This window comes from Streptomyces sp. NPDC050636 (assembly GCF_040654775.1).
In the GTDB taxonomy this organism is placed as follows: domain Bacteria; phylum Actinomycetota; class Actinomycetes; order Streptomycetales; family Streptomycetaceae; genus Streptomyces.
The window spans coordinates 1-20,571 of the sequence record NZ_JBFAIP010000035.1; the positions used below are offsets into that span (position 1 = coordinate 1).

Here is a 20,571-nt window from a genome sequence, read left to right on the forward strand (position 1 = left end):
CGCACGCTCGGCGATCCCCACTTTCCTCACTTCATCCGCTCTTGAACCAAGTGGGGAATCGGAGCGCACTTGGGGAAAAATGCGGATCCTCATCAGCGGGAAGTGTCACCAGCTCGACCAAGCTGCTGTCCGGTGTCGACGCGGTGGGGTTCAGGCGCTGCGCCAGGCCGGGGGTGAGCGGCCGCCAGTCGCCGACAGGGACGACTGCCCCGTCTTCGTACTGCGATTCTCGCGTGGCTATGCGCGTGCTGCCGACCTGGCAGCGTTCGTGGAGGTCCAGGTACTCCCGGAAGGCGATGTGCAGGTTCACGGCGACTCCTCCCCTCGGTCCTGTCCTACCGGCGGTCGTCCAGGTCTTCGCCGTAGGTGACGTCGAGCTCAGCGGCGAGCGCTTCCGCGAGTTGGGTCTGCTGGGCCCGGTCGATGATGACCTTGCGCAGTTCCGCGACGCCTCGGACTGCGGAGAGGTCGTTGCCGCGCAGGTCGCAGTCCTGGTACTTGCCGCGTGCGAACTCGGTGAGCCGGAGGGTGCAGTCGGCGAAGACGGCGCGGCTCACGTCGCAGTTGGTGAAGGTGGCCTCTGACAGCACGCACTGGGAGAAGATCAAGGGGCCGGCTGCCCGAATGTCGTTGAAGGTCGCGTAGTCGAGCTTGCAGTTGTCGAACAGGACGTTTTCCAGGACCAGGCCGCTGAGGGCTGCGCCCATGAGCTTGCAGTTGCGGAAGACCGCGCGTGACAGTTTGCCGTCGGTCCACTGCATCGGGCCGAAGTCGCTGTTGCCGAACTCGACGGAGGCCACGCGTACGTCGTGAAGGCGAGTCCGCTGGGCGCGCAGGCCCGAGATCCGACCGGAGAGCAGCTTGGCGTTGGACAGGTCGAGTTCGCGTAGGTCCGCGTCCGCGTAGTGGAAGTCCTGGACGGTACCCCTGCCGCCTTCGAGCGAGGTGACGTTGGACAGGTAGATGCCCGGCTCATCGACGCCGGGGAGCGTGACGGCGATACGGCCGAAGGTGCGGGTTTCCATGGTTCTCCGTTTCTGCTGTGGGGGAGGGCGCCGGCCGGGGCGCGTCCGTTGGCGACGCGCCCCGGTGCAGCATCTGCGGTTACCGGTTCTTGTTCCAGTTGTCCCAGGTGGGCTGGTTGTTCCACGGATTGGCGGGGGTCTGGTTCCAGTTGTCCCAGGTCGGCTGGTTGTTCCAGTCGGCGCGGACCGGTGCACCCTGCGCGCGCGTGGCTATGAGGTCGGCGACGACGGGGGCGTCGGTGGACGCGAGCTGTTCCAGGAGTGTCATGCGGCGTGTTCCTTCCTTGCGGTGTCGGACAGGGCCATGACCAGGGCTTGCTGGGAGACGCGGCAGTAGTTCGTCTCGGCCGTGGCCAGGCTGCCGTTTTCGAAGTAGCGATTGCTTGCCTGCGCTCCTCGGCAGAAGTCGAAGAACGCGCAGTCGGCCTCGCACTTGTCCAGCCCGACCAGGAACTCCCGTACGTACCGAAGTCGGTGCGCCCGGTCCAGCATGGCGGGGATGGATTCCTCCAGCACGTTTCCGGCCCGGAAGTCGTTATAGGGCGGGGCGGTGGTATCGCCCAGCTCGGGCGAGAGCAGTACGACCTCCCCGCTCACCGAGATGGTCGGGATGGGGTCGATGCGGCGTTCCTCCCACCGGTCGCGCTGGCCGGTGCGTACCAGGTGCAGGTAGTCGCCAAGACGGTCCAGCTCCCGGACCACCGGGCCACCAGGGTGGCGGCGGCTCCAGGCGATGGTGTGCCGCCAGAATTCGGTGGCCTGCTCGCGGGTGGGTGGCTGTCGCTCCGTGTTGACGCCCTCGACTTCCTCGATGTTGAGGCCGATGGATTCGCAGCCGAGGTCGGCGAGGAAGTCGAGGAGCGCTTCGGGCTGGGCGATGCAGTCCTGGCTGACGACCGCGATGGTGGAGAAGGGAATGCTCCGGTCGCGTAGCCGGTCGATGCCCTTCATGATCCGATCGAAGGCAGGTCGACCTCGGCGGTCGATGCGCTGTGTGTTCAGTGCGGCCGGACCGTCGATGCTCACTCCGATCCGGACATCGTTCTCGATCAGCAGGTCGCACCAGTCGTCGGTGACGAGCGTCGCGTTGGTCTGCATGTAGTGGCGGAGCAGCCCCACCTCGCGAAGCGGCTCGAAGGGGGCAAGCAGGCTCGTGAAGCGGCGCACCCCAAGTGCCATGGGCTCGCCGGCGTGCCAGACGATGCCCAAAGGCTGGCTGTCATCCTGCTCGACCAGTTCGGCGGCCGAGCGCGCTACCGCGTCAGCGACCTCGACCGCCATGTGGTTCCGCTGGTCACGGTGGGGGAGGTAGCAGTAGGTGCAGTCGAGATTGCAGAACTTGGTGGGCTGGAGGACGAGTGTTGAGGGCCGTGCGGCGATGCGTGCAGCGTATCGAGCCGATCGGTGGAGCTGGTGCAACATCTCAGCGACTCCTTGTCGTCTCTGGACGGGTTGCTATGCCGGGATGCTCTTGGTCGAGCGCCCCCGCCGCCGGAGCAGGCTCAGGACTCATCGCGGGCGAGTCCGTGGACGGCGGCGGGGGCACTCGGAGTGGTCCGCGCTTCGGGGAAGGGCGGACCACTCGCTCGCGGCGCCGGACGATGGCTGTTGTGGGGCGACCAGAGCCCTACTCCACGGGTTGGTCGGCGTCTGCGGCCGTGACGGGCACATTCGGTGTCGCGGCATGTGCTGGCCGCTCCACTGCGCTGGCTCCAAGCAGGCCGACGGTGACGATGTTGCCCAGCACCCACACGACGCTGAGGAACGTCCCGACCTGATCCGAGTTCAGCCGGGGCAGCTGGAACGTCGCCGTGTTGTCCTTGCGGTGGGTGGGGTGTCGTGCTCGATTCATCGGAATCTCCTTCGGCTCGCAAGCGGCACCGCCCCGCCCCAGGGTGGGAGAGGGTGGTACCGCCGACCTGGGTTTGACCACCCGGAGCCCGCGTGCAGGGGGGAGCCCTGTCGTCCGTGACCTGCGGGCTCCGAGCGGCTGATGGCAGTCAACGGCCAACAGGGGTACGACGGAGACCCCAGAAGGTGACCCCAAGATGGAGTCACCCGGTGATCGATGGTCGTAGCATCGAGTCACACCGCCGGGGGGAGCCATCGATGGACCGCCAGTCGCAGGACCCGCGTCAGGTCACCGCTGGGCTGCTCAGCGACGATCGGTTCCTCGCGGCCTGCCAAGAACGCGACATGGGAGCCCTTTTTCGGCTGCTGAATCACCGAGGAGTCAGCACTCGCCGAATCGCCGCCGCGGCAGAGATCAGCCAAGGGCGTCTGTACGACTACATGAACGGCCGGACGCGAGTGGAAAAGCTCGTGCTGTTCGAGCAGATCGCCGACGCATTCCACATCCCCGGCTACCTTCTGGGACTCGCCCGCCGGCCTTGGGAACCGCAGCCCACCGAACCGCAAAGCCAGGACGGGCCACTTCACATCGACGGCGACGATCTGGCGGCCATGGGTGCGTTCCGCAGTGCCGACCGCCAAACCGGAGGAGGCCGGCTGTACGGAGCGGTCGTGCGGCACCTCGGACACAAGGTGGCGCCGCGTCTGGTCGACACAACCAGCGGACTCCAGGTCTTCGCGACCGCGGCAGCTTTGACGGAGATGGCGGGATGGATGGCTCACGACTCCGGCCGTGACGACCTGGGAGCCCAGCACTTCGCCCGAGCCCTCCCGCTGGCACGCACCTCGGGCGACTTACCCCTGGCCGCCAACATCGCCGCGAGCAGGAGCCATCTCGCCCTCCACACCGGTGACCCGGCGGCTGCAGCTCATTGGGCACGAATGGGCTTGTCCCTCGTGGGAAAGGGACCTCGTATCGCCTCGCTCACCGCCCGGCTCCATGCGATGCAGGCCCGGGGCCTGGCAGCAGGCGGTCAGCACACAGCAGCTCGCCGTGCGCTCGACGCCGCACACAGCGACCTCGAAACCTCCTCGGATGCCGTTCATCCCTGGCTCAGCCCATTCGACTCGGCATCTCTTGCGAGCGAGTCGGCCCTGGTCATGTGGGATCTCCAGCAGTATGAGGTGGCCTTGCGTCATGCCGAACGCGCCATCGCGCTGCGCGAGGACGGACGGGCCCGCTCCCTGGCCTTCAGCCGGATCACCCTTGTCGGCATCCACGCACAGCGCGGTGACCTCGACGTCGCTGTCCAGGTCGGCCACGAACTCCTCACTACGAGCCCAACGCTCGGATCGGTACGTGTGATTCATCAACTCCATGACCTCCGCAGGTTGCTGGAGCCCTACCGGGCGTACGTGCCCGTGCGCGACTACCTGGAGGGCTTCGACGACGCCATCAGGTCCAGAATGCTGCTGCTCGCCGACATCATCACGTCGTCCCGGGGAGGTACGCCGACATGAGGCCCACACCTGCCGATCCAACCGCTTGGAACGCCTACCTTGCCGAGGGCAACGCGACGCAGGCGCGTAAGCGTGTCGCCGCCGATGTCCTGCTGCGTGATCCAACCGGCCGCGTGCTGCTGGTCAAACCGACATACAAGCCCGGGTGGGACCTGCCGGGCGGGATGGTCGAAGCCAATGAGCCGCCGCACGACGCTGCAACACGCGAGCTGAAGGAAGAACTCGGCCTCGTCGTGACGCTCCGCGGCGTGCTGATCATCGACTGGGTCGCCCCCCACGGGCCTTGGGACGACCAGATCTCCTTCATCTTCGATGCCGGCACCCTCAGTGAGGACCAGGCGGCCAAGATACGACCGCACGACGATGAGCTCTCGGAGGCGGCGTTCCTCTCCCCGGAGCGGGCCGGTGAACTCCTACGGTCACCGCTGCGCAACCGCTTCCAGGCCGCGTTGCAGGCTCTCGCGGACGGACGCCCAAGGTACCTGCACGATGCGCAGCCGATCTGGTAGTCGCCCGGCACTCGTGCCCTCGTGCCTTCGTGGGGGTGAGCTGACCCCGCCACCGCCCGCTCCGAGCACCTGTCGAGGGCAGGGAGCGGGCGGCGCCAGCTCAGCGTCGTCGTCCTGGCCCAGCCGCCGGGCCGGGCCGAGGCGGAGTACCCGGATCGATCGGAACCGGACGTGCCGCTCGTGTGGCCACGGTTGAACGGGCTTGGGCGGCCAGGGCTTGGGCGCTGGGAGCAGGGCGTTGGGTCAGGCGGTTGACGCGCCAGGTGAGGACTCGTGCGGGGGAGTCGGCGTCGTCCAATGCACGCTGGTCGGCGGCTTGCTGGAGGAGCCGTTCCGGGTCATGGCCTGCGGTTTCCGCCTCGGTGAGGGCGGCGGCAAGCGCTGGCCAGACGGGGTCACTGACAACTCGCTCGGCGTAGTCGGGCAGGATCGCGCTGATCTGCTGAGCGTGCCGTTCCACAGTGACCGGTGGTGGTGTGCGCTGGGCGAGGGCAGCCAGGGGTGCGGCAGCCGACCGGTCGTATGCGGTCTGCAGGTGGACGAGGGTCTGGTGTGCGGCGATGACCTGCTGGTCGTGCTGGCGTTGTTGGTGCCAGCGGGCGGCGGCGATGACGACGAGGACGGCCGCGTCGAGGAACATCGCGAGGACGGCTCCGTCGCCCGTGACGGGATGAGCGCGCATGGCGCGGACGGCTCCGCGCAGGGCACGCGCGTGCTGGTCGTTGTTCCGGATCCGGGAGCGGGTGGCGCGCTCGAAGGCGATGGCTGCGTGCTGGAGTTGGGGCCGGATGTCCTTGGGCGCGAGTCGGGGCAGTGCGTCGAGTGCTTCTCCGAAGGAGGCGAGGTGGGCCTGGGCGGCCTCGTCGTCGCCCTGGTCGAGGTGGTGGGGGATGCGTTCGGCGGCGGCGGTGGCCTGGTGCCAGGGGTTGAGCCTGCGCCGACCTGTTTGCTGGTCGGTGGGCTGGGGTTCGATGGCGGCCAGGCGTTGTTGGATCTTGGGGAGGGACAGGTCCGGGGCGAGTTCGGAGCCGGAGAACCAGATCGGCTCGCCTGCGGCGTTGGTGTCGCCTTCGAGGGCGACCTTGTAGCCGCGCAGATCGCCGGAGGGAAAGTTCTGGACCTCGACGAGGACACCGTCAAGGTCGGTGAGCAGGCGGACGAACTCCTCGGTGCTGGCGGCGACCGCCACCACGGTGCGGACGGTGGTGCGCAGGCGTTCGCGGGCCGTCTGCTGCTGGCCGGCACGGCGGGCCTTCTCATGCTCAGCGCGGGTGGGCCGTTTCGCTGCGGTGCGGTCGCCGCGTACGACCTGGAACAGTCCGTATTCCTTCTCGATGGCGGCAAGCTCCTTGTCGGCGGTCAGGTAGTCGTTCCAGTGGCGGGCCGTGCGCAGGTCGCCCCGGACTTTGGTGGCGGCGATGTGGATGTGGTCCGGTGCGTGGCGTACGGCGACCCAGCGGCAGCCGTCCGGGTCGCCCTCGGGTGCGATGCCGGTGGCTGCGACGACGCGGCGGGCGATGGCGGCCCACTCGTCGTCGCTGAGGATGCGGTCGGTCTTAGCGGCGCGGATCGAGCAGTGCCACATGTGCTGCTTGGGGGCGCGGCCGAGCCGCCGGGCCTGCTTGACGTGCAGGTCGAGGTCGGCCACGAGGAGCTTCTTGGTGGCGGTGAAGTCGTCGGCGCGGCCGGGGTCGGGGGCGAAGCCGTCCCAGGAGGCGACCAGGTGGGGGTCGGTGTGGTCTTTGGCCTTCTTCGTGTCGAACAGGTACCGGATCAGGCCCGCGGTGTCCTTGCCGCTGCTGATCTTGGCGATCATCGGGCCGCGTTCTTGGCCACGGCCTGGTTCGCGGCTGCTGCGATGTGGCCGACTGCGGTGCCGACCGCGGTCAGGGTGCGCTCGGCCTGCGCCAGAGTGGCGGTGTCCCCAGGGTGTGGATCGCCGCCGGAGTTGAGCTTCTTGGCGATCTGGTTGATGTTGTGGCCGATCTTGGCGACCTGCCGGCGCAGGGCGTTGAGCTCGTCGATGTAGTCGTCGAGCGGGGTGCGCTGACCGGGCAGGGTGAGGTCGCCGTGGACGTGGGCCATGACGATGGCGCCGACGTAGTGAGCGCCGGCGATGTTCAATGACCTGGCCTCGGCGAGGATCTTGGACTTCTCGTCGACGCTGTAACGCACATCGACGCGCTCTTTGCGCTGCACGTCTTCGCGCTTGCGGCGGCGGGCGACGCGGTGCAGCGCGGCGGCGTCGGCGGCACGCGGCACAGAAGCAGCAGTGGTGGCGTCGCCATGCTGTTCTCCCTCGGGCACCCCCTGGTGCCCGAGCGCCTCCGCCACCCCCGGGGCGGAGGCTTCCCCGTGGGACCGGCCGTTGGACGGTCCAGCGGGATACCTTGCTGCGTCTGGGGCAGGGTCAGAGATCTGCGTGCGGTCGTGGTGAGTGGGGTTATCGGGGTTCGGGGTGTGCATGCGGGAGGTTCTCCGTTGGGCGGGGATGGGGTGAGGGAAGGCGAGGTCCGCTGGTCTGCTGGTGAGCGAATCAGGGAGGGGCCAGGGCTGGCGTGATGCGTTCGGGCGCGGGGTGCTCCTGGTCCCGTCAGGGACTGGGCTGTTGGTCCGCGAGGGCGGACGGGTGGGGTGACCGGATATCCGGTCAGGCGGTGGGGTCTTGGTCCGCGGGTCGGTCGGCCTCGGCCCGCAGGTGGCTCATGAGTTCGGTGAGGCGGTCTTCGGCGATGGTCAGTCCGGCTTCGCGGATGGCGCCGCGGACCACCGCGCGGGAGGACTTTCCGTGCGCGTCGATCCCCTTGCGTGCGATGTCGATCAGCACGTTCATCTCGGCGCCCGGCGGCCGTCCGAAGCGGCGGCTGACCGTGTCGTTGGACGGCGGGTCTGACAGTGGGCCGCTGGTCTCCTTCTGCGGTTCCGGGTGGGGTCGGCTGCCTTCCGTGCAGTCGCGAGGGTGCGGGGCCACCACATCCGTGTGGTCACGGGTTGGGGCGTGCAGGGTGGGGCTGTGGCGGGCGATAAGGATGTACAGGTGGACCGCGCCGGCTAGGGCGAGTGGGGCGAGGGTGGAGAGCACTCCGACGGTGAAGTCCCCAAGGCGCAGACCCGCTTGCGGGGCTTGTTGGTTGAGGCGTACGGCGTGCAGGGCGTTGGCCCAGATGCTGGCCGTGGTGGCGGTGCCGAAGAGGGCCCAGACGTACAGCCGTGAGCCGAACGGGGCGGTGCGCAGGATGATCAGGGCGCGGACGCCGTAGGCGATGAACCCGTCGATGACGAGGGGGAAGAGGTAGGTCAGCAGGCCGCGGACGTGGATGGCGATGGCCATCTGCTGGACGCCTGCGGCCAGCAGTGAGCGGACCGCGCCGTATGCCTGGTGGGTCTTGCCGGTGCCAGTGGGGCCGGCGATCAGCAGCGACGGGCCGTGCGCGATCCCCGGAGCTCCGCCAGGACCTGGTCGTCCGCTACGGATGATCTCCTCGACCCAGGTGGTGACCTGCGGGTGGTCGGTCAGGGCGTTGCGGTACCGGACCGGTATGCGGGCGTCGGCCAGCTCCAGCGCGGTCACCGGCTCGGCAGGTGGCTCCGCAGGGGCCGCGGTGGGGTCGATGCCCCGGTCGGCGAGGATCGCGCCGAGCCGGTCGGCCAGGGCGCCGACGCGCTGCGGCTCACGGGTGGCTGTGGCGGCTGGGGTCACAGGTCACCCCCGTAAGCGGCCTCGACGTCGGTGGGGTTGGTCCAGGGCCGGTGCGCCGCACGTGGGGCGGGCCGCGTGGCGTTCATGGCCTCGTTGACGAGGCTGGGCAGCACGCTGGGACTCAGCCCCTTGGTGCGCAGGCGCTCCAGACCGGCGCGGATGTGGGCGGGTGCGATGCCCTCGCCGAGGAGTTGGTTGACCTCGCGTCCGAGATGGCCGAGGACCTTCTCGGGCGGGCGGTGGGCGCACGCGGCGACGTACTCGCCGATCAGCTGCTTGGCCGAGACGGTGTCCGGCGCGGGGCCGCTTGCTGCCCCCACAGGTACTGATCCTAGATCCAGGATCCTAGGTCCTAGATCCGGACGGTGAGGGCTCACGGAGGGCTCGGCGAGTCCTCCCTGCACCCTCGTGGAGGGCTCACTGAATCCGTGTTGACCTGCAGATTCGTCGCGTGTCATGGAGGGCTCGCGTATTTCGCCTGAGCCTTCGGTGAATCCTCCGTGAGGTGTCACGGAGGAGGATGTGAGGGATCCCGGCGCTGCCAGTGAGGGCCTATTGCGCGGTGCCCCGTCGTGGTGCGGGCAGGCAGGGTGGCGTACGCCGCTGGGCCGGTTGATCTTCTGGTGGCGGCTCCAGGTGACGATGTGCAGGTACCGCTTGCCGTCCTCGCCCTCGTAGCGGCAGATCAGATCGGCGCCGGCGAGCTGGCTCAGGTCGTCCTCGACGCCCACGGGGCCGTGCTCGGGGCGAAGGGACCACAGCAGTCCGGCGATGACGGCGGCCTGGTCGCGGAACCGGCCGTGGTCGTCGGCCTGGGTGAGCAGGCCGAAGAAGGTGCGCTCGGCGGTGACGGAGACCTGGGCGAGGGATTCGGAGGCGAAGGCTTCCGGCTTGATGGTGCGTATGCGCGCCATGGCTATCGCCCGGCCTTCGCGGACGGGCGACGCAACGGGGATGCGGGGGCAGTACGCGGGCACGTACTGTGGGGCATAGAGCTCCTCACACGGCAGGCCATCGAGGCGGCAACCTCGGCCTGGCCGGTAGATCGTTCAGGGATGGGCGGTGGTGGGGACTTCGCTTCGGCCCCGGTGTTCGCACCGGGGCTTCTTGCGTTCCTGGGCCCGGGGCGGGCTCAGGTCCTGCATTAAGTGTACCACGCATATTGCGAATAGCAGGATCATCCTGCATTTCGCAGAATCCATGCTACTGTTTTCGTACTGCAAACCGCAGTGGAGTGCTACGTAGAGAAGGATGGTGTCCGTGGGGAGCGACGAGGAGTCGACCGATCTCCCGGTGTTCCGGGGCGAGGAGAATGCCGCGGTCCGGATCAAGCTGGAGCGCGAAGCGCGCGGCTGGGGCACGAACGCCCTGTCGGACCGGCTCAACGAGGCCGACTTCGACATGAATCCGTCCGCCGTGTGGCGCATCGAGAACCGGAAGCGGCGGCTTAACCTCAATGAGGCGATCGGTTTCGCCGAGGTCTTCGGCATCTCCCTCGAAAGCCTCATCGGCCCCCCGAAGATGGCCCAGCACGCCCGCGCCATGGAACTCGTGGAGCAGATCCGACGAGCCTTCCGCGAGACCCAGCGGGCCAACCTCGCCTTCAGCCAGGCAAGAGACGCCCTCGACCACTACCTCGACGAGCACCCTGACATCTACGAGGAGGTCGACGCCGCCGTGAAGCAGGCCATCACCGAGGAGATCGCCGACAACCCGGACTCCCCCTGGCACTTCATGAAGCACGGAGTACGACCACGGCCCAGCCGAAAGGCGGACACCCCCGACGGCGAGTCCGACGGCTAACGCCTCCCCCCACCGGGCACTGCGGCCACCGCACGCCCAGCTCTTGCCACCACCGCCCATCCCGTGATCACCGGCCAGGCCGGGGTTGCCGCCCCGCGCCTGTCAGATGAGGACCACCCTTGCACCGACCCGCAATACCCCCTGCCTCCGCACCGACTCCGCACGCCGCAGCCCTGCCGCGCCTCTACCTCCCCGAGGAAGTCGCGGCCGTTCTCGGCTGCTCTGCCTGGTGGGTCAAGGACCGCGCTCGCCGCCGGCTCATCCCGTTCACGCGGGTCGGCCGCGCCTACCGCTTCACCGGCGAACACCTCACGGAGATCATCCGCATGCACGAGGCCCGCCCTGCCACCCCGCAGCAGCGAGGATCAACTGCTCCTGCCCTCAAGCCTCGTGCTTCTCAACCTTCCCCGTCGTCACCCGTGCGCACGGCTCGCCTGCGCGCCCGGCCACCGCGCCGAGCCCGCCAGAGCCAGTTCGAGACCGCTGCCTAGCGCGACGACGAAGAAGGGGAGGGATACATGGGTTTCGGCGAGAAGCGCGGAAGCTACTGGCGCGGTCGGTACAAGATCGCGCCCGGTAAGCACCTCACGGTCGTCGGCGAGGACGGCAAGCCACTCAAGTTCGCCACCAAGGGCGAGGCCCAGCGTGCCGCGAGCGAGGCGGAGAACAAGTACCGGCGCGGCGACTGGCGCGACCCGGCGCTCGGCCAGGAGATCTTCGGCGAGTACGCGAGCCGCTGGTACGCCTCCCAGGACCTGGCCGCCTCGACGATGCAGAACTACAAGCGCCACATCGAGGAGCACCTGCTCCCGGAATTCGAGGACAAGGCGCTCGCAGGCATCCTGCGCACGGATGTCGACTTGTGGGAGAAGAAGGAGAAGGCCGTGTACGCGGCCTCCAGCGTCAAGACATGGCGCTCGACGCTCCACCTGATCTTCGAGGACGCGATCGACGAGGGCCTGATCACGTCGAACCCGGCTGCCAGGCGGCGCGGGCGCGGCAAGCGAGCCGGCCGCTCCCGCGACCGTGGTCCGGAGAAGGTCGTCACCGACGCGCTCGGCATCCTGCTGACCGCTGAGCGGGCCGCTCTGCTGTCCGGCCGCGACGACGAGTTCGTCGCTGTGGTCCTCAAGGGCTACACGGGCAAGCGCTGGGGCGAAATCGTCGGCTTGGAGACGGAGTTCGTCCGGCCCGGTGCGTTCCGCGTCGAGTGGCAGCTGTACGAGCTGGACACCGGCGAGCTGATCCGCTGCCCGCCCAAGGACGACAGCTACCGCACCCTCGACTCCACGGACTGGCTGTCGGCCCTGGTTGCCAACCACATCGCCCGTACGAAACCGACGCCCTGCCCGTGCCACGGCAGGACGTACGTCTTCCGAGGGCACGGCGCCGCCCGCACCGGCAGCCACCAGGGCGCGAAGCTCGTCGACGTCGCCCGCCGTGCCGGAGTGTCCACGGGGACGGTGTCCAACGTCCTCAACCACCCCGACCGTGTCGCCGAAACCACGCGGGTGCGGGTCGAGAAGGCCATCGCCGACCTCGGATTCGTGCGAGGCGGTGCGGTGTCGGGGCACGCGGCCCACTGGCGCCGAAACGGATTTGCGACGTGGCTGTTCACCCCGGCGGCCTCCGGCTGGTACCCGAAGAAAGCCCCGCAGGAGGCCCGGCCCGTGCCCCTGCTTGGCGAACCGTGGCCCGGCGTCCCGGCACGAGGCCGCAACGCCAGCGAGCGGGCCGACACCTGCTGGCTCCCGATTGCCAAGGGACTCACGCCCCACGGCCTACGTCACACGCACCGGACCATGATGGAGGACCTCGGCACGGAGAAGGTCCTCATGGACGAGCGCATGGGCCACATCGACGGCTCCGTCTCGGCGCGCTACGCCCACGTCACCCTCGGCATGCGCAAGCGCCTCATGCTCGGGCTGACCGAGCAGTGGGAGGCCGCGCTCGACGCGCGACTGGCAATGAGTCCTACATCGCCGGTGCGCGTGCTGAACGATCTGCTTCAAGCGCGACTGGCGGTAGGTCAATGACTGCACGCCTGGGAGGCGAGCTCGATGGCCGTCTCCCAGGCAGCTGGCGTCAGGGAGCCAGCGGGACCGCGCCGCCCTGCAGCTGGCCCCGCATCTGGGGTCATGTCAGCGGTGTTTCCAGAGGGAGTGAAGGCGCAGAACATCCATTTGCCACTGTGATTGGAGGCCGTTTTCGGGGCGTGGGAGCTGGCGGCCGAGCGAGTAGCCCACGTGCCTGTAGAGCGGATGAATATGCCGGTCTCCCACCGTGATCAGCGCGGACAGCAGCGGCTCGTCAGAGGGGGTGTTCCGGTCGACCCTGACGAGCACCTCGCCTTGGTCGTCAGGGTGGAGGTGCGGCAACTGACGGTCCAAGCGCTGTCGGAGCCCCGACCACGTGATGGTCGACTGATGCCGAGCCACGTTCTCAAGAACTTTCCTCAAGGCGTGGGCGATATCGGCGAGCTCGGCCTCGGGTAGGCGAGGTTGGTCCGCAGCTGTGGACTCGGCCGACGGCTCGACGGCGGTGGCGACGGGGGGCGCGGACGGTGGCGGTGTCGATGTTGGTTGAGTGGCGGGGACCCCAATGACGGTTACGGTTCCCTTGCTCAGTCTCTGCGCCAGCAGGCTGCTGCACGTGTCGAACATGGTCTGCAGGTCATCGGGAAGGGCACCTTTGTGCCAGCGCCGGAGGATTTTCAGGTGCGCCATGTTGCTTCGGAGCTTGAGCGTGTCGATAGCGTCTCCCGCGAGGTTGAGATCCTTCAGAAGGGAACGCATTCGGGCCAGTACTTCCTCGTCCGTCAGCGCACTTCTCTGCTCGCTTACCCGAGTTGGTACGGGTTCCGGCTGTCGCTTCGGCCGAGGGAGGATAGGTGCCGCTTGCTCACCCCCGTCCTTCTCTCGGCTGGAGGCAGACTTCTCCGCTTTGATGGGGTAGCCGATCAGCCGTTCAAGTTCCTTGAGATGGCCGCCGTTTATGTTGCAGGCGCGCCCGCGCGACGAGGCGTCCTCGAATGCGCGGATTGCCGCTTCAGTCTTTGCCAGGGCGTCCTCCAGGCGGGCAGCCCGTCGCCCCGTGGCTCTGGACAGGACCGTCTTCGCCTCGTCGGCCAATTCCTGTAGCGCGCGGAGCCTCGCGAGCGAGGCGGCGCTGGGTGCGGGCGGCGGATCGACGGTATCGGAATCGGAAGAGGCTCGGAATCCGGTGCTTCGTGCCTCTGGGGCAGCACTCGGACTGTGAGCCGCGTACGTGCGCCGGGCTTCCCGGGCGCACCAACGCCCTATGGCGGAGTCTGACGCCGGCGCCGGTGCCCCCAGCATGCGCAGGACGGTGGGGAGGTAGGGCAGCATGCTCCCGGATCGATCCCGGAGCAGGACGGAGAGCAGCGGCTTCTCGGGCGCAAAAGGGCTGTCGACCTCGACGAGCAGGTCCCGACGCCTGGCATTCGGCAGGTGCGACACGTCGAGCCTGATCTTCCGGGAGAGCTTCTCCCACGTGGTCGTGGTCCTTGCCGCTGCCGTCACCAGCAGCGCCTCGCGTATGCGAGCCGCTGTGTTGCTGCACTTGCGCGGAGCCGACTGCGGCTCGGCATCGTCGGAAGGCCGGGCGACGGTGGTCTTGAGCGGCCTGCCCAAGGAAACTTTGGGGCGCCAGAGACCAGTGCGTTCGGCTTCGAGGCCGCTGAGCTGCGTGAGCCCGTCGGCGCGAATTGCCCAGATGGCGCTGCCGGTTGTGATCTTGTCGTTGATCAGGAGGCGTGCGACGCCGGAGAGCTGGTAGACGTAATCCTCGGTCGGAACGGGGCTGTCGTCAGGCAGGGATATGTGGGCCTGCACGATGCGGCTGCCGGCGGGTTTGACGTAGGCCGTGATCAGGCACCGGCCGGGGGCGATCAGAGGGGAGTCGGGCGGAGGCGTGGCGGAGCCGTCCACCGCGAAGACGATTTCGGAGCCGCGTAGCGGCAGGCTTGCAGGAAGCGGGTCGTTTCGGCTGCCGCCGGACCGCACGGCCCCCTCGGCGCGCAAGCCCTCCAGCGCTGGCGGCACCAAGCCGTGGGGAGTCATTCGACATTCGTCCAGGGCAGCCCACACGATGGGCCTCTTGCGTGTCACGACACCGATCACGACGCGGCGGCCGGTGCCCGAGGTCTCGCAGCGAACCCGGAGGGCATAGCCCTGGCGAGCGACCATGTCGTCGACAAGCGGGCCCTCGCTTCCGAAGACCCACTCGACGTGCCCTGCTTTGGCAGCGAGGCTGTCGGCTGCCCGACGCCAGGTGCGGTAGTCCTCGGAGCGAAGCTCGAAGCGTAGAAGTTGCTCCGTCGCGCGTAACCAGAAGTCCACGGCGTCCCCCGGCCCGTGGCCAAGGCTACGCAGATCGGCCTGTGCCGCGTGGCCTTGGCCCGCGAGCCACGCCTTCACGTCCCGCTTGATGAAGAGGTGGTCGGCACTTTCCACGCCCTTGGCGGTGCGGTGACAGGCGCGGATTCCCTCTGGATCCGGGAAATGAGCGAAGTGGCAGACCTTGTCCTCATACCGCTTCGTCATCAGCTGCTCGCCGCAACCGCCGAGCAGGGTGCCGCACCAGAAGCGATCTGTGCCGAAGCGGAGACGGAACTGGTCGAGGTTGTGGGGTTCCTCAGGGAGGATGACCGGTTGATCAGAGTCACGACTCCCGATCACGGCTGTCTGTATCAGTCGAGTGTCGATCACCGTCACAGGCACTCCGCACGCACGATATGTCCCTCCCCAACGTGGTGACGGACAGGCTACGACACGTATAGAGGCCCGTCACCGGGCAGCGAACGGGAGCCCGAGGGGACCGAGGCTGTGGCTCAGCTCACAAACACATGGGCGAGTTGGGCCGTTGGGGTTGGCCGACGGCTCGCCGCTGTGCGTCGTTCCGGGAGCCGGATTCCGAAGTCGGCTCCCAAATGGCTCCCAAAAGGCCCAGAAAACGAGTCAGGGGCCTGACCCGCTCTCGCGGATCAGGCCCCTGACCTGTTGTTCCTTCAGTCGGGGTGGCGGGATTTGAACCCACGACCTCTTCGTCCCGAACGAAGCGCGCTGCCAAGCTGCGCTACACCCCGAAGCAACGAGCTCTACTTTAGCGGACTGATCCCCGTAGGCGAAATCCGGTTGTTGCGGAGCGGGGGAGCGGGGCTGACCTGGGCGATCACGGTGGTGATCAGCCCCGCTCCGTTGGCTCGGCGGTGCGCTGTCAGCCGTGGTCCTTGGCCGTCAGGGTCAGCAGCGTCGCCTCCGGGGGGCAGGCGAAGCGGACCGGGGTGTAGCGGTTGGTGCCGCAGCCGGCGGAGACGTGGAGGAAGGAGGTGTTGCCGGCCGCGGTGTGGGTGGAGAGGCCCTTGACGCGGTTGGTGTCGATGTCGCAGTTGGTGACCAGGGCGCCGTAGAAGGGGATGCAGAGCTGGCCGCCGTGGGTGTGGCCGGCCAGGATCAGCGGGTAGCCGTCGGCGGTGAAGGCGTCCAGGGAGCGCAGGTAGGGGGCGTGCACGACGGCCAGGGAGAGATCGGCGCCGGATTCCGGGCCGCCGGCCACCTCGGCGTACCGGTCGCGCTTGATGTGCGGGTCGTCCAGGCCGGTCAGGGCGATCTCGATGCCCTCCAGCTTGAGGCGGCCGCGGGTATTGGACAGGCCGACCCAGCCGGCCGTGTCGAAGGCGTCCCGCAGTTCTTCCCACGGGTTGTGGACGACGCCGACGGCGGGCGCGTTGCCGTTGAGGCCGTGCCGGCCCTGGGCCCGCTCGATCAGGTAGCGGGCAGGGTTGCGCAGCTTGGGGCCGTAGTAGTCGTTGGAGCCGAAGACGTACGCGCCGGGGAACTCCATCAGCGGGCCGAGTGCGTCCAGTGCCTCGGGGACGCCTTCGGGGTCGGAGAGGTTGTCGCCCGTGTTGATGACGAAGTCGGGGCGCAGCCCGGCGAGCGACTGCAGCCAGCGCTGCTTCTTGCGCTGGCCGCGGACCATGTGGATGTCGGAGACCTGCAGGACGCGCAACGGCCGCATGCCGCGGGGCAGTACGGGCACGGTGACGCGCCGGAGGCGGAAGGAGCGGACTTCGAAGCCGGCGGCGTAGGCCAGGCCGGCCGCGCCGACTGCGGTCAGGGACAGGGGGACTCCGTATCGCGCGCGCATGGTCCCCATCGTCGCAGAGTCGCGGGGCGGGCCGCGCGGGAGCCCGAGGGAGGCGGGCGCGGGGAAAAGGCGCGGCGGTTGTCGGTGGGTGGGGGCATACTCGACGGCATGACCACGCTCAAGTCCAAGCTGCAGGACGACCTCACCACCGCGATCAAGGCGCGCGACGAGCTGCGTTCCTCCACCCTCCGCCTCACGCTGACCGCGATCCAGAAGGAGGAGGTCGCGGGCACCGAGGCGCGAGAGCTGTCCGATGGCGAGGTCGAGAAGATCATCGCGCGGGAGGCGAAGAAGCGCCGCGAGGCCGCGGAGGCGTTCGACAAGGGCGGGCGGGCCGAGTCGGCGGAGCGTGAGCGTGCCGAGGGTGAGCTGCTCGCGGACTATCTGCCCAAGCAGCTGACCGACGAGGAGCTGGAGAGCCTGGTCGCGGCGGCCGTGGCGGAGGCCAAGGGTGCCGGCGCCGAGGGGCCGCGCGCGATGGGTGCCGTCATGAAGATCGTGAACCCGCAGGTGGCGGGCCGGGCCGAAGGCGGCCGGGTGGCCGCAGTGGTGAAGAAGCTGCTGGCCGTGGGCTGAGAAGCGGCGGCCGGCGAGCCTGAGAGCCGGCCGGATGTAGTGCCCGTATGGAGAGATCGGATGCGGTCCTCGTATGGAGAGACCGGATGCGGTCCTCGTGCGCAGAGTACGGAGAAGGGGCGCCCCCCATCAGGAGGGCGCCCCTTCTCCGTCTCGTTACCGCCTCGGACGCTGCCGCCGCCCGCACCGTCCCACGCCGCGGACGTCCGTACCGTCGCCCGCCGCGGTCCGGCTACCAGCCACCGTCACCGCCGCCCAGAATGTCGGGGAAGCCCGGAATGTGCCACCCGCCGCCCGGCTTGTCGTCGCCTCCCTGGCCGCCTCGGCCGGGCTTGTCCCTGCCCTTCCCCTTGCCGTCGTCGCCCTTGCCCTTGTCGGGGTCCTGGATCGGGACGGTGGGCAGTGCCGGCGCGGGCCTGCCGGCCAGGGCGCCGGTCATCGCATCGCGCCAGATGGGGCCCGGGGTGTCGGCGCCGTAGACCTTCTCGTGCGGGACACCGCCGATGGTGATGTCGTACATCTTGCGGTTGTGCAGCGGGTCGCCGACCCAGACCGCGCCCGCCGCGTTCGGGGTGTAGCCCACGAACCAGGCGGCGTAGCGGCTGTCGCTGGTGCCGGTCTTGCCCGCGCTGTCCCGGCCCTGGAGGCCGGCCTGCTTGCCGGTGCCGTCCTCGACGACGCCCTTGAGCAGGGTGTTGATCGTGTCCGCGGTCTTCTTGGACATCGCGGTGCGGCAGCTGGACTGCGGGACCTTCATCGCCTTGCCCCGCGGGTCGGTGATCGACTCGATGGCGACGGGGCTGCAGTACCGGCCGCCGTTGGCGAACGTGGCGTACCCGGCGGCCATCGTCAGCGGCGACATCTCCTGCACACCGAGCGTCATCGAGGGCACTTCCTGGAGCTTCTTGCCGTCCGCGCGCTCGATGCCCATGCTCTGCGCCATCTTGACCGCGGGGCAGATGCCCATTTCGCTGATCAGCTGCACGAAGTAGGTGTTGACCGACTTCGCGGTCGCCTCCTTCATGCCGTACGGGCCGACCTCGGTCTTGTTCTCGTTCTGGGTGGAGTCCGTGCCCGACCACTCGCCGTTGCAGGTCTGCACCGGGCTCGGATAGCGCATCCGGTACGGCGAGGAGTACTGCTGATACGGGCTGGTGCCCTGCTCCAGCGCGGCCGCCGCGATCACCGGCTTGAACGTCGACCCGGGCTGGTAGCCGGCGCCGCCACCCATGTTCCCGTCCACCGAGAGGTTCAGCTGGGTCTGGTTCGGGCCGATGCCGTACGGGCGCGACTGGCCCATACCGAGGACCTTGCCGGTGCCCGGCTCGACGATGGTCGCCGCGCTGGCAACCGGGTCGTCCTCGAAGACGTGCTTGCTCACCGATGCCTGGATCGACTTCTGGGTCTGCGGGTCAAGGGTGGTGCGAATGGTCATGCCGCCCTGGTTCCAGAGCTTCAGGCGGGCCTTCCGGGTCTCGCCGAAGGCCTTGTCGCTGAGGAAGACCTTGCGGATGTAGTCACAGAAGAAGCCCGCGCCGTCGACGGCGGTGATGCAGCCGTTCTTGGGGCGGCTGACCGACAGCTGGATCGGCTTCTTGGCGGCGGCATCGGCCTGCGCCTGGGTGATGTCCTTCAGATCGGCCATCCGCTGCAGGACGGTGTTACGGCGCCGAGTGGCCTCCCCCGGCGCGTTGACCGGGTCGTAGCGGCTCGGCGACTGGACGGTGCCGGCCAGCAGGGCCGCCTCCTCCAGCTTCAGGTCCTTGGCGTGCTTGCTGAAGTAGCGCTGGGACGCGGCCTCGACGCCGTACGCCTGCTGCCCGAAGAAGGTGATGTTGAGGTAGTTCTGCAAGATCTTCCGCTTGCCGAGCTCCTCCTCCACCTGGATCGCGTACTTGAGCTCCTTGACCTTGCGGCCGATCGTCTGCTGAGTGGCCTGCGCGACCTTGTCCGCGTCGTCGCCCGCCTCCTCGACGAAGACGTTCTTCACATACTGCTGCGTCAGCGTCGAGGCGCCTTCGGAGACGCCGCCGGAGCGGGCGTTCTTGTTGACCGCGCGCAGGATGCCCTTCATGTCGATCGCGCCGTGCTGGTAGAAGCGCGCGTCCTCGATCGCGACGATCGCCTTCTGGATGTACGGCGACATGTCCTTGAGGCCGACGACCGTGCGGTCGCGGGAGTAGACCTTCGCGATCTCGCCGCCGTCGGCGTCCAGGATCGTGGTCCGCTGGCTGAGCGGCGGTGTCTTGAGGTTCGCCGGGATGTCGTCGAAGCCCTCGACCGACCCCTTGGCCGCGAGGCCGAGGGCCCCGGCTGCCGGGAGCGCGATGCCGGCCAGCACCGCTCCGGCCAGGACGCTGACACCGAGGAACTTGGCGGCCTGCTGGGTCCTGGTCAGACCCCCGCCGTCGCGCTTCTTCGCCATGAGGGCAGCCTACGTTCTCAATCGCCGGACAGGGGCGCACCTGTTCGCTTAACCTGTTCTCGCCTGCCACAGCGGAATGGTTACGCCCCAGTTCGTCAACCCCCTCTCCCCATGCGGTCCCTGCCCCACGACCTTGCTTGTGTCGTCAGAAATCCCGCGTGACCACACCGAACTGTCCGCCTTGTGGGAAATGTGACGCATGTCGCCGGGTCACTCCGTCGGGTGATCTGCCGCATACGCATAGTCCGTTCGGGCCATTCAAGATTGGGCCCGAAGGGGGTGTTGCGCCCTGCCTGCCTTCCGTAACGTCCTCAACTGGCAACGGTGAATATGCCGATTGCCGCCGTGGGGGAGCCTCAATTCGGGAGAGGACGGCGCCAGCATGAGCTGGGTTACCGACTGGAGTGCACAGGCAGCCTGCCGCACTACCGATCCGGATGAACTGTTTGTTCAGGGCGCAGCACAGAACCGCGCCAAGGCAGTGTGCACCGGATGTCCGGTACGTACGGAATGCCTGGCCGATGCCCTGGACAACCGGGTGGAGTTCGGCGTGTGGGGCGGGATGACCGAACGAGAGCGGAGGGCGCTGCTGCGTCGCCGCCCGACGGTGACGTCATGGCGTCGCCTGCTGGAGACAGCGCGTACGGAGTATGAGCGCAGCACGGGCATCCTGCCGGTGGACTGCGAGGACGAGGCCTTCAACGAGTTCGCCGCGGTCGGCTAGCCGAGGGCTTCGGCTGGCCGGACCGGGGGGGGAATGGCGATGGTCCGTCAGTGACTTTGGCGTGCCCTGGAATTGGGCATGCCTTGGGGCTGGGCGCGCTGGATTGAGCGCGCTGGGTCGATGGTGCTTGTGGCGTGGGTGTGCGATGGGCTGCGCCTGGCGCGTGTGTTGAGCGTGCGAGGGCTGTCCGCTGTACGGGACGGCGGACACGGATCGGCCGGGCGGGGCGCAGAGGCTGGTCGGATGCTCTGGGGTCGGATGGCCTC

Annotated in this window: 19 protein-coding genes, 1 tRNA gene and 1 pseudogene; 7 read left to right on the forward strand and 14 right to left on the reverse strand. The window is 68.5% G+C overall.

The annotated features are described in order from the left end of the window. Positions 1–31: 31 nt before the first annotated feature. The 5 genes from AB0I10_RS23625 to AB0I10_RS23645 all read right to left on the reverse strand — a co-directional run bounded on the left by AB0I10_RS23625 (position 32) and on the right by AB0I10_RS23645 (position 2,877). Entirely contained in the window at positions 32–310 is a 279-nt protein-coding gene (locus tag AB0I10_RS23625) for a hypothetical protein (RefSeq protein WP_363154555.1), read from the reverse strand. Between the two features lie 25 nt (positions 311–335). After that, positions 336–1,025 carry a pentapeptide repeat-containing protein gene (locus AB0I10_RS23630; RefSeq protein ID WP_363154556.1) on the reverse strand — a complete coding sequence of 230 codons (690 nt, stop codon included), beginning with the start codon at positions 1,023–1,025 and terminating at the stop codon, positions 336–338. Positions 1,026–1,104: 79 nt separating this feature from the next. Beyond that, positions 1,105–1,293, reverse strand: a complete 189-nt coding sequence (gene amcA / locus AB0I10_RS23635; RefSeq protein WP_363154557.1) for a multiple cyclophane-containing RiPP AmcA — start codon at positions 1,291–1,293, stop codon at positions 1,105–1,107. Then, on the reverse strand, positions 1,290–2,447 hold the full coding sequence (gene amcB / locus AB0I10_RS23640; protein ID WP_363154558.1) for a cyclophane-forming radical SAM peptide maturase AmcB: 1,158 nt from the start codon (positions 2,445–2,447) through the stop codon (positions 1,290–1,292). The genes amcA and amcB overlap by 4 nt, the downstream gene beginning before the upstream one ends. Before the next feature lie 205 nt (positions 2,448–2,652). Beyond that, complete coding sequence (locus AB0I10_RS23645; RefSeq protein WP_363154559.1) at positions 2,653–2,877, reverse strand: hypothetical protein; 225 nt, start codon at positions 2,875–2,877, stop codon at positions 2,653–2,655. A 257-nt stretch (positions 2,878–3,134) separates the two neighbouring features. Here AB0I10_RS23645 and AB0I10_RS23650 point away from each other — a divergent pair, with 257 nt between their 5' ends. Together AB0I10_RS23650 and AB0I10_RS23655 are read left to right on the forward strand one after the other, a co-directional pair. Then, entirely contained in the window at positions 3,135–4,397 is a 1,263-nt protein-coding gene (locus AB0I10_RS23650) for an XRE family transcriptional regulator (RefSeq protein WP_363154560.1), read from the forward strand. Further along, positions 4,394–4,906, forward strand: a complete 513-nt coding sequence (locus AB0I10_RS23655) for an NUDIX hydrolase (protein ID WP_363154561.1) — start codon at positions 4,394–4,396, stop codon at positions 4,904–4,906. Before AB0I10_RS23650 ends, AB0I10_RS23655 begins: the two co-directional genes overlap by 4 nt. Before the next feature lie 100 nt (positions 4,907–5,006). Here the strand turns inward: AB0I10_RS23655 and AB0I10_RS23660 are convergent, their stop codons facing one another. The 5 genes and pseudogenes from AB0I10_RS23660 to AB0I10_RS23680 form a co-directional block, all read right to left on the reverse strand. Further along, positions 5,007–6,722 carry a mobilization protein gene (locus AB0I10_RS23660; RefSeq protein ID WP_363154562.1) on the reverse strand — a complete coding sequence of 572 codons (1,716 nt, stop codon included), beginning with the start codon at positions 6,720–6,722 and terminating at the stop codon, positions 5,007–5,009. Then, on the reverse strand, positions 6,719–7,372 hold the full coding sequence (locus AB0I10_RS23665) for a MobC family plasmid mobilization relaxosome protein (RefSeq protein ID WP_363154563.1): 654 nt from the start codon (positions 7,370–7,372) through the stop codon (positions 6,719–6,721). The genes AB0I10_RS23660 and AB0I10_RS23665 overlap by 4 nt, the downstream gene beginning before the upstream one ends. A 184-nt stretch (positions 7,373–7,556) precedes the next feature. Further along, on the reverse strand, positions 7,557–8,237 hold the full coding sequence (locus tag AB0I10_RS23670) for a hypothetical protein (RefSeq protein WP_363154618.1): 681 nt from the start codon (positions 8,235–8,237) through the stop codon (positions 7,557–7,559). Positions 8,238–8,240: 3 nt separating this feature from the next. Beyond that, a pseudogene (locus AB0I10_RS23675) lies at positions 8,241–8,606 on the reverse strand (ATP-binding protein); the annotation flags it as partial. Continuing rightward, positions 8,603–9,520, reverse strand: a complete 918-nt coding sequence (locus tag AB0I10_RS23680) for a hypothetical protein (RefSeq protein ID WP_363154564.1) — start codon at positions 9,518–9,520, stop codon at positions 8,603–8,605. The pseudogene AB0I10_RS23675 and the gene AB0I10_RS23680, both read right to left, overlap by 4 nt. A gap of 337 nt (positions 9,521–9,857) precedes the next feature. On the opposite strand from AB0I10_RS23680, the gene AB0I10_RS23685 reads away from it, so the two are divergent. From AB0I10_RS23685 to AB0I10_RS23695, 3 genes are all read left to right on the forward strand, one after another. Beyond that, complete coding sequence (locus tag AB0I10_RS23685) at positions 9,858–10,409, forward strand: helix-turn-helix transcriptional regulator (protein WP_363154565.1); 552 nt, start codon at positions 9,858–9,860, stop codon at positions 10,407–10,409. Positions 10,410–10,528: 119 nt separating this feature from the next. Next, entirely contained in the window at positions 10,529–10,900 is a 372-nt protein-coding gene (locus AB0I10_RS23690; RefSeq protein WP_363154566.1) for a helix-turn-helix domain-containing protein, read from the forward strand. A 27-nt stretch (positions 10,901–10,927) separates the two neighbouring features. Then, on the forward strand, positions 10,928–12,445 hold the full coding sequence (locus AB0I10_RS23695) for a LacI family DNA-binding transcriptional regulator (RefSeq protein WP_363154567.1): 1,518 nt from the start codon (positions 10,928–10,930) through the stop codon (positions 12,443–12,445). Positions 12,446–12,550: 105 nt separating this feature from the next. On the opposite strand, the gene AB0I10_RS23700 is transcribed toward AB0I10_RS23695, so the two are convergent. The 3 genes from AB0I10_RS23700 to AB0I10_RS23710 all read right to left on the reverse strand — a co-directional run bounded on the left by AB0I10_RS23700 (position 12,551) and on the right by AB0I10_RS23710 (position 16,580). Further along, positions 12,551–15,145: a competence protein CoiA family protein gene (locus tag AB0I10_RS23700; protein WP_363154568.1), complete on the reverse strand. Its 2,595-nt coding sequence runs from the start codon at positions 15,143–15,145 to the stop codon at positions 12,551–12,553. 297 nt (positions 15,146–15,442) lie between these two features. Beyond that, positions 15,443–15,516: transfer RNA gene (locus AB0I10_RS23705), tRNA-Pro, on the reverse strand. Positions 15,517–15,647: 131 nt separating this feature from the next. Next, positions 15,648–16,580: a metallophosphoesterase gene (locus tag AB0I10_RS23710; RefSeq protein ID WP_363154569.1), complete on the reverse strand. Its 933-nt coding sequence runs from the start codon at positions 16,578–16,580 to the stop codon at positions 15,648–15,650. A gap of 108 nt (positions 16,581–16,688) precedes the next feature. On the opposite strand from AB0I10_RS23710, the gene AB0I10_RS23715 reads away from it, so the two are divergent. Then, entirely contained in the window at positions 16,689–17,156 is a 468-nt protein-coding gene (locus tag AB0I10_RS23715) for a GatB/YqeY domain-containing protein (protein WP_363154570.1), read from the forward strand. Between the two features lie 232 nt (positions 17,157–17,388). Here the strand turns inward: AB0I10_RS23715 and AB0I10_RS23720 are convergent, their stop codons facing one another. Next, a complete protein-coding gene (locus tag AB0I10_RS23720; RefSeq protein ID WP_363154571.1) occupies positions 17,389–19,581 on the reverse strand; it encodes a transglycosylase domain-containing protein in 2,193 nt (730 codons plus the stop codon). A 382-nt stretch (positions 19,582–19,963) separates the two neighbouring features. Here AB0I10_RS23720 and AB0I10_RS23725 point away from each other — a divergent pair, with 382 nt between their 5' ends. Further along, on the forward strand, positions 19,964–20,305 hold the full coding sequence (locus AB0I10_RS23725) for a WhiB family transcriptional regulator (protein ID WP_363154572.1): 342 nt from the start codon (positions 19,964–19,966) through the stop codon (positions 20,303–20,305). Positions 20,306–20,571 lie beyond the last annotated feature (266 nt).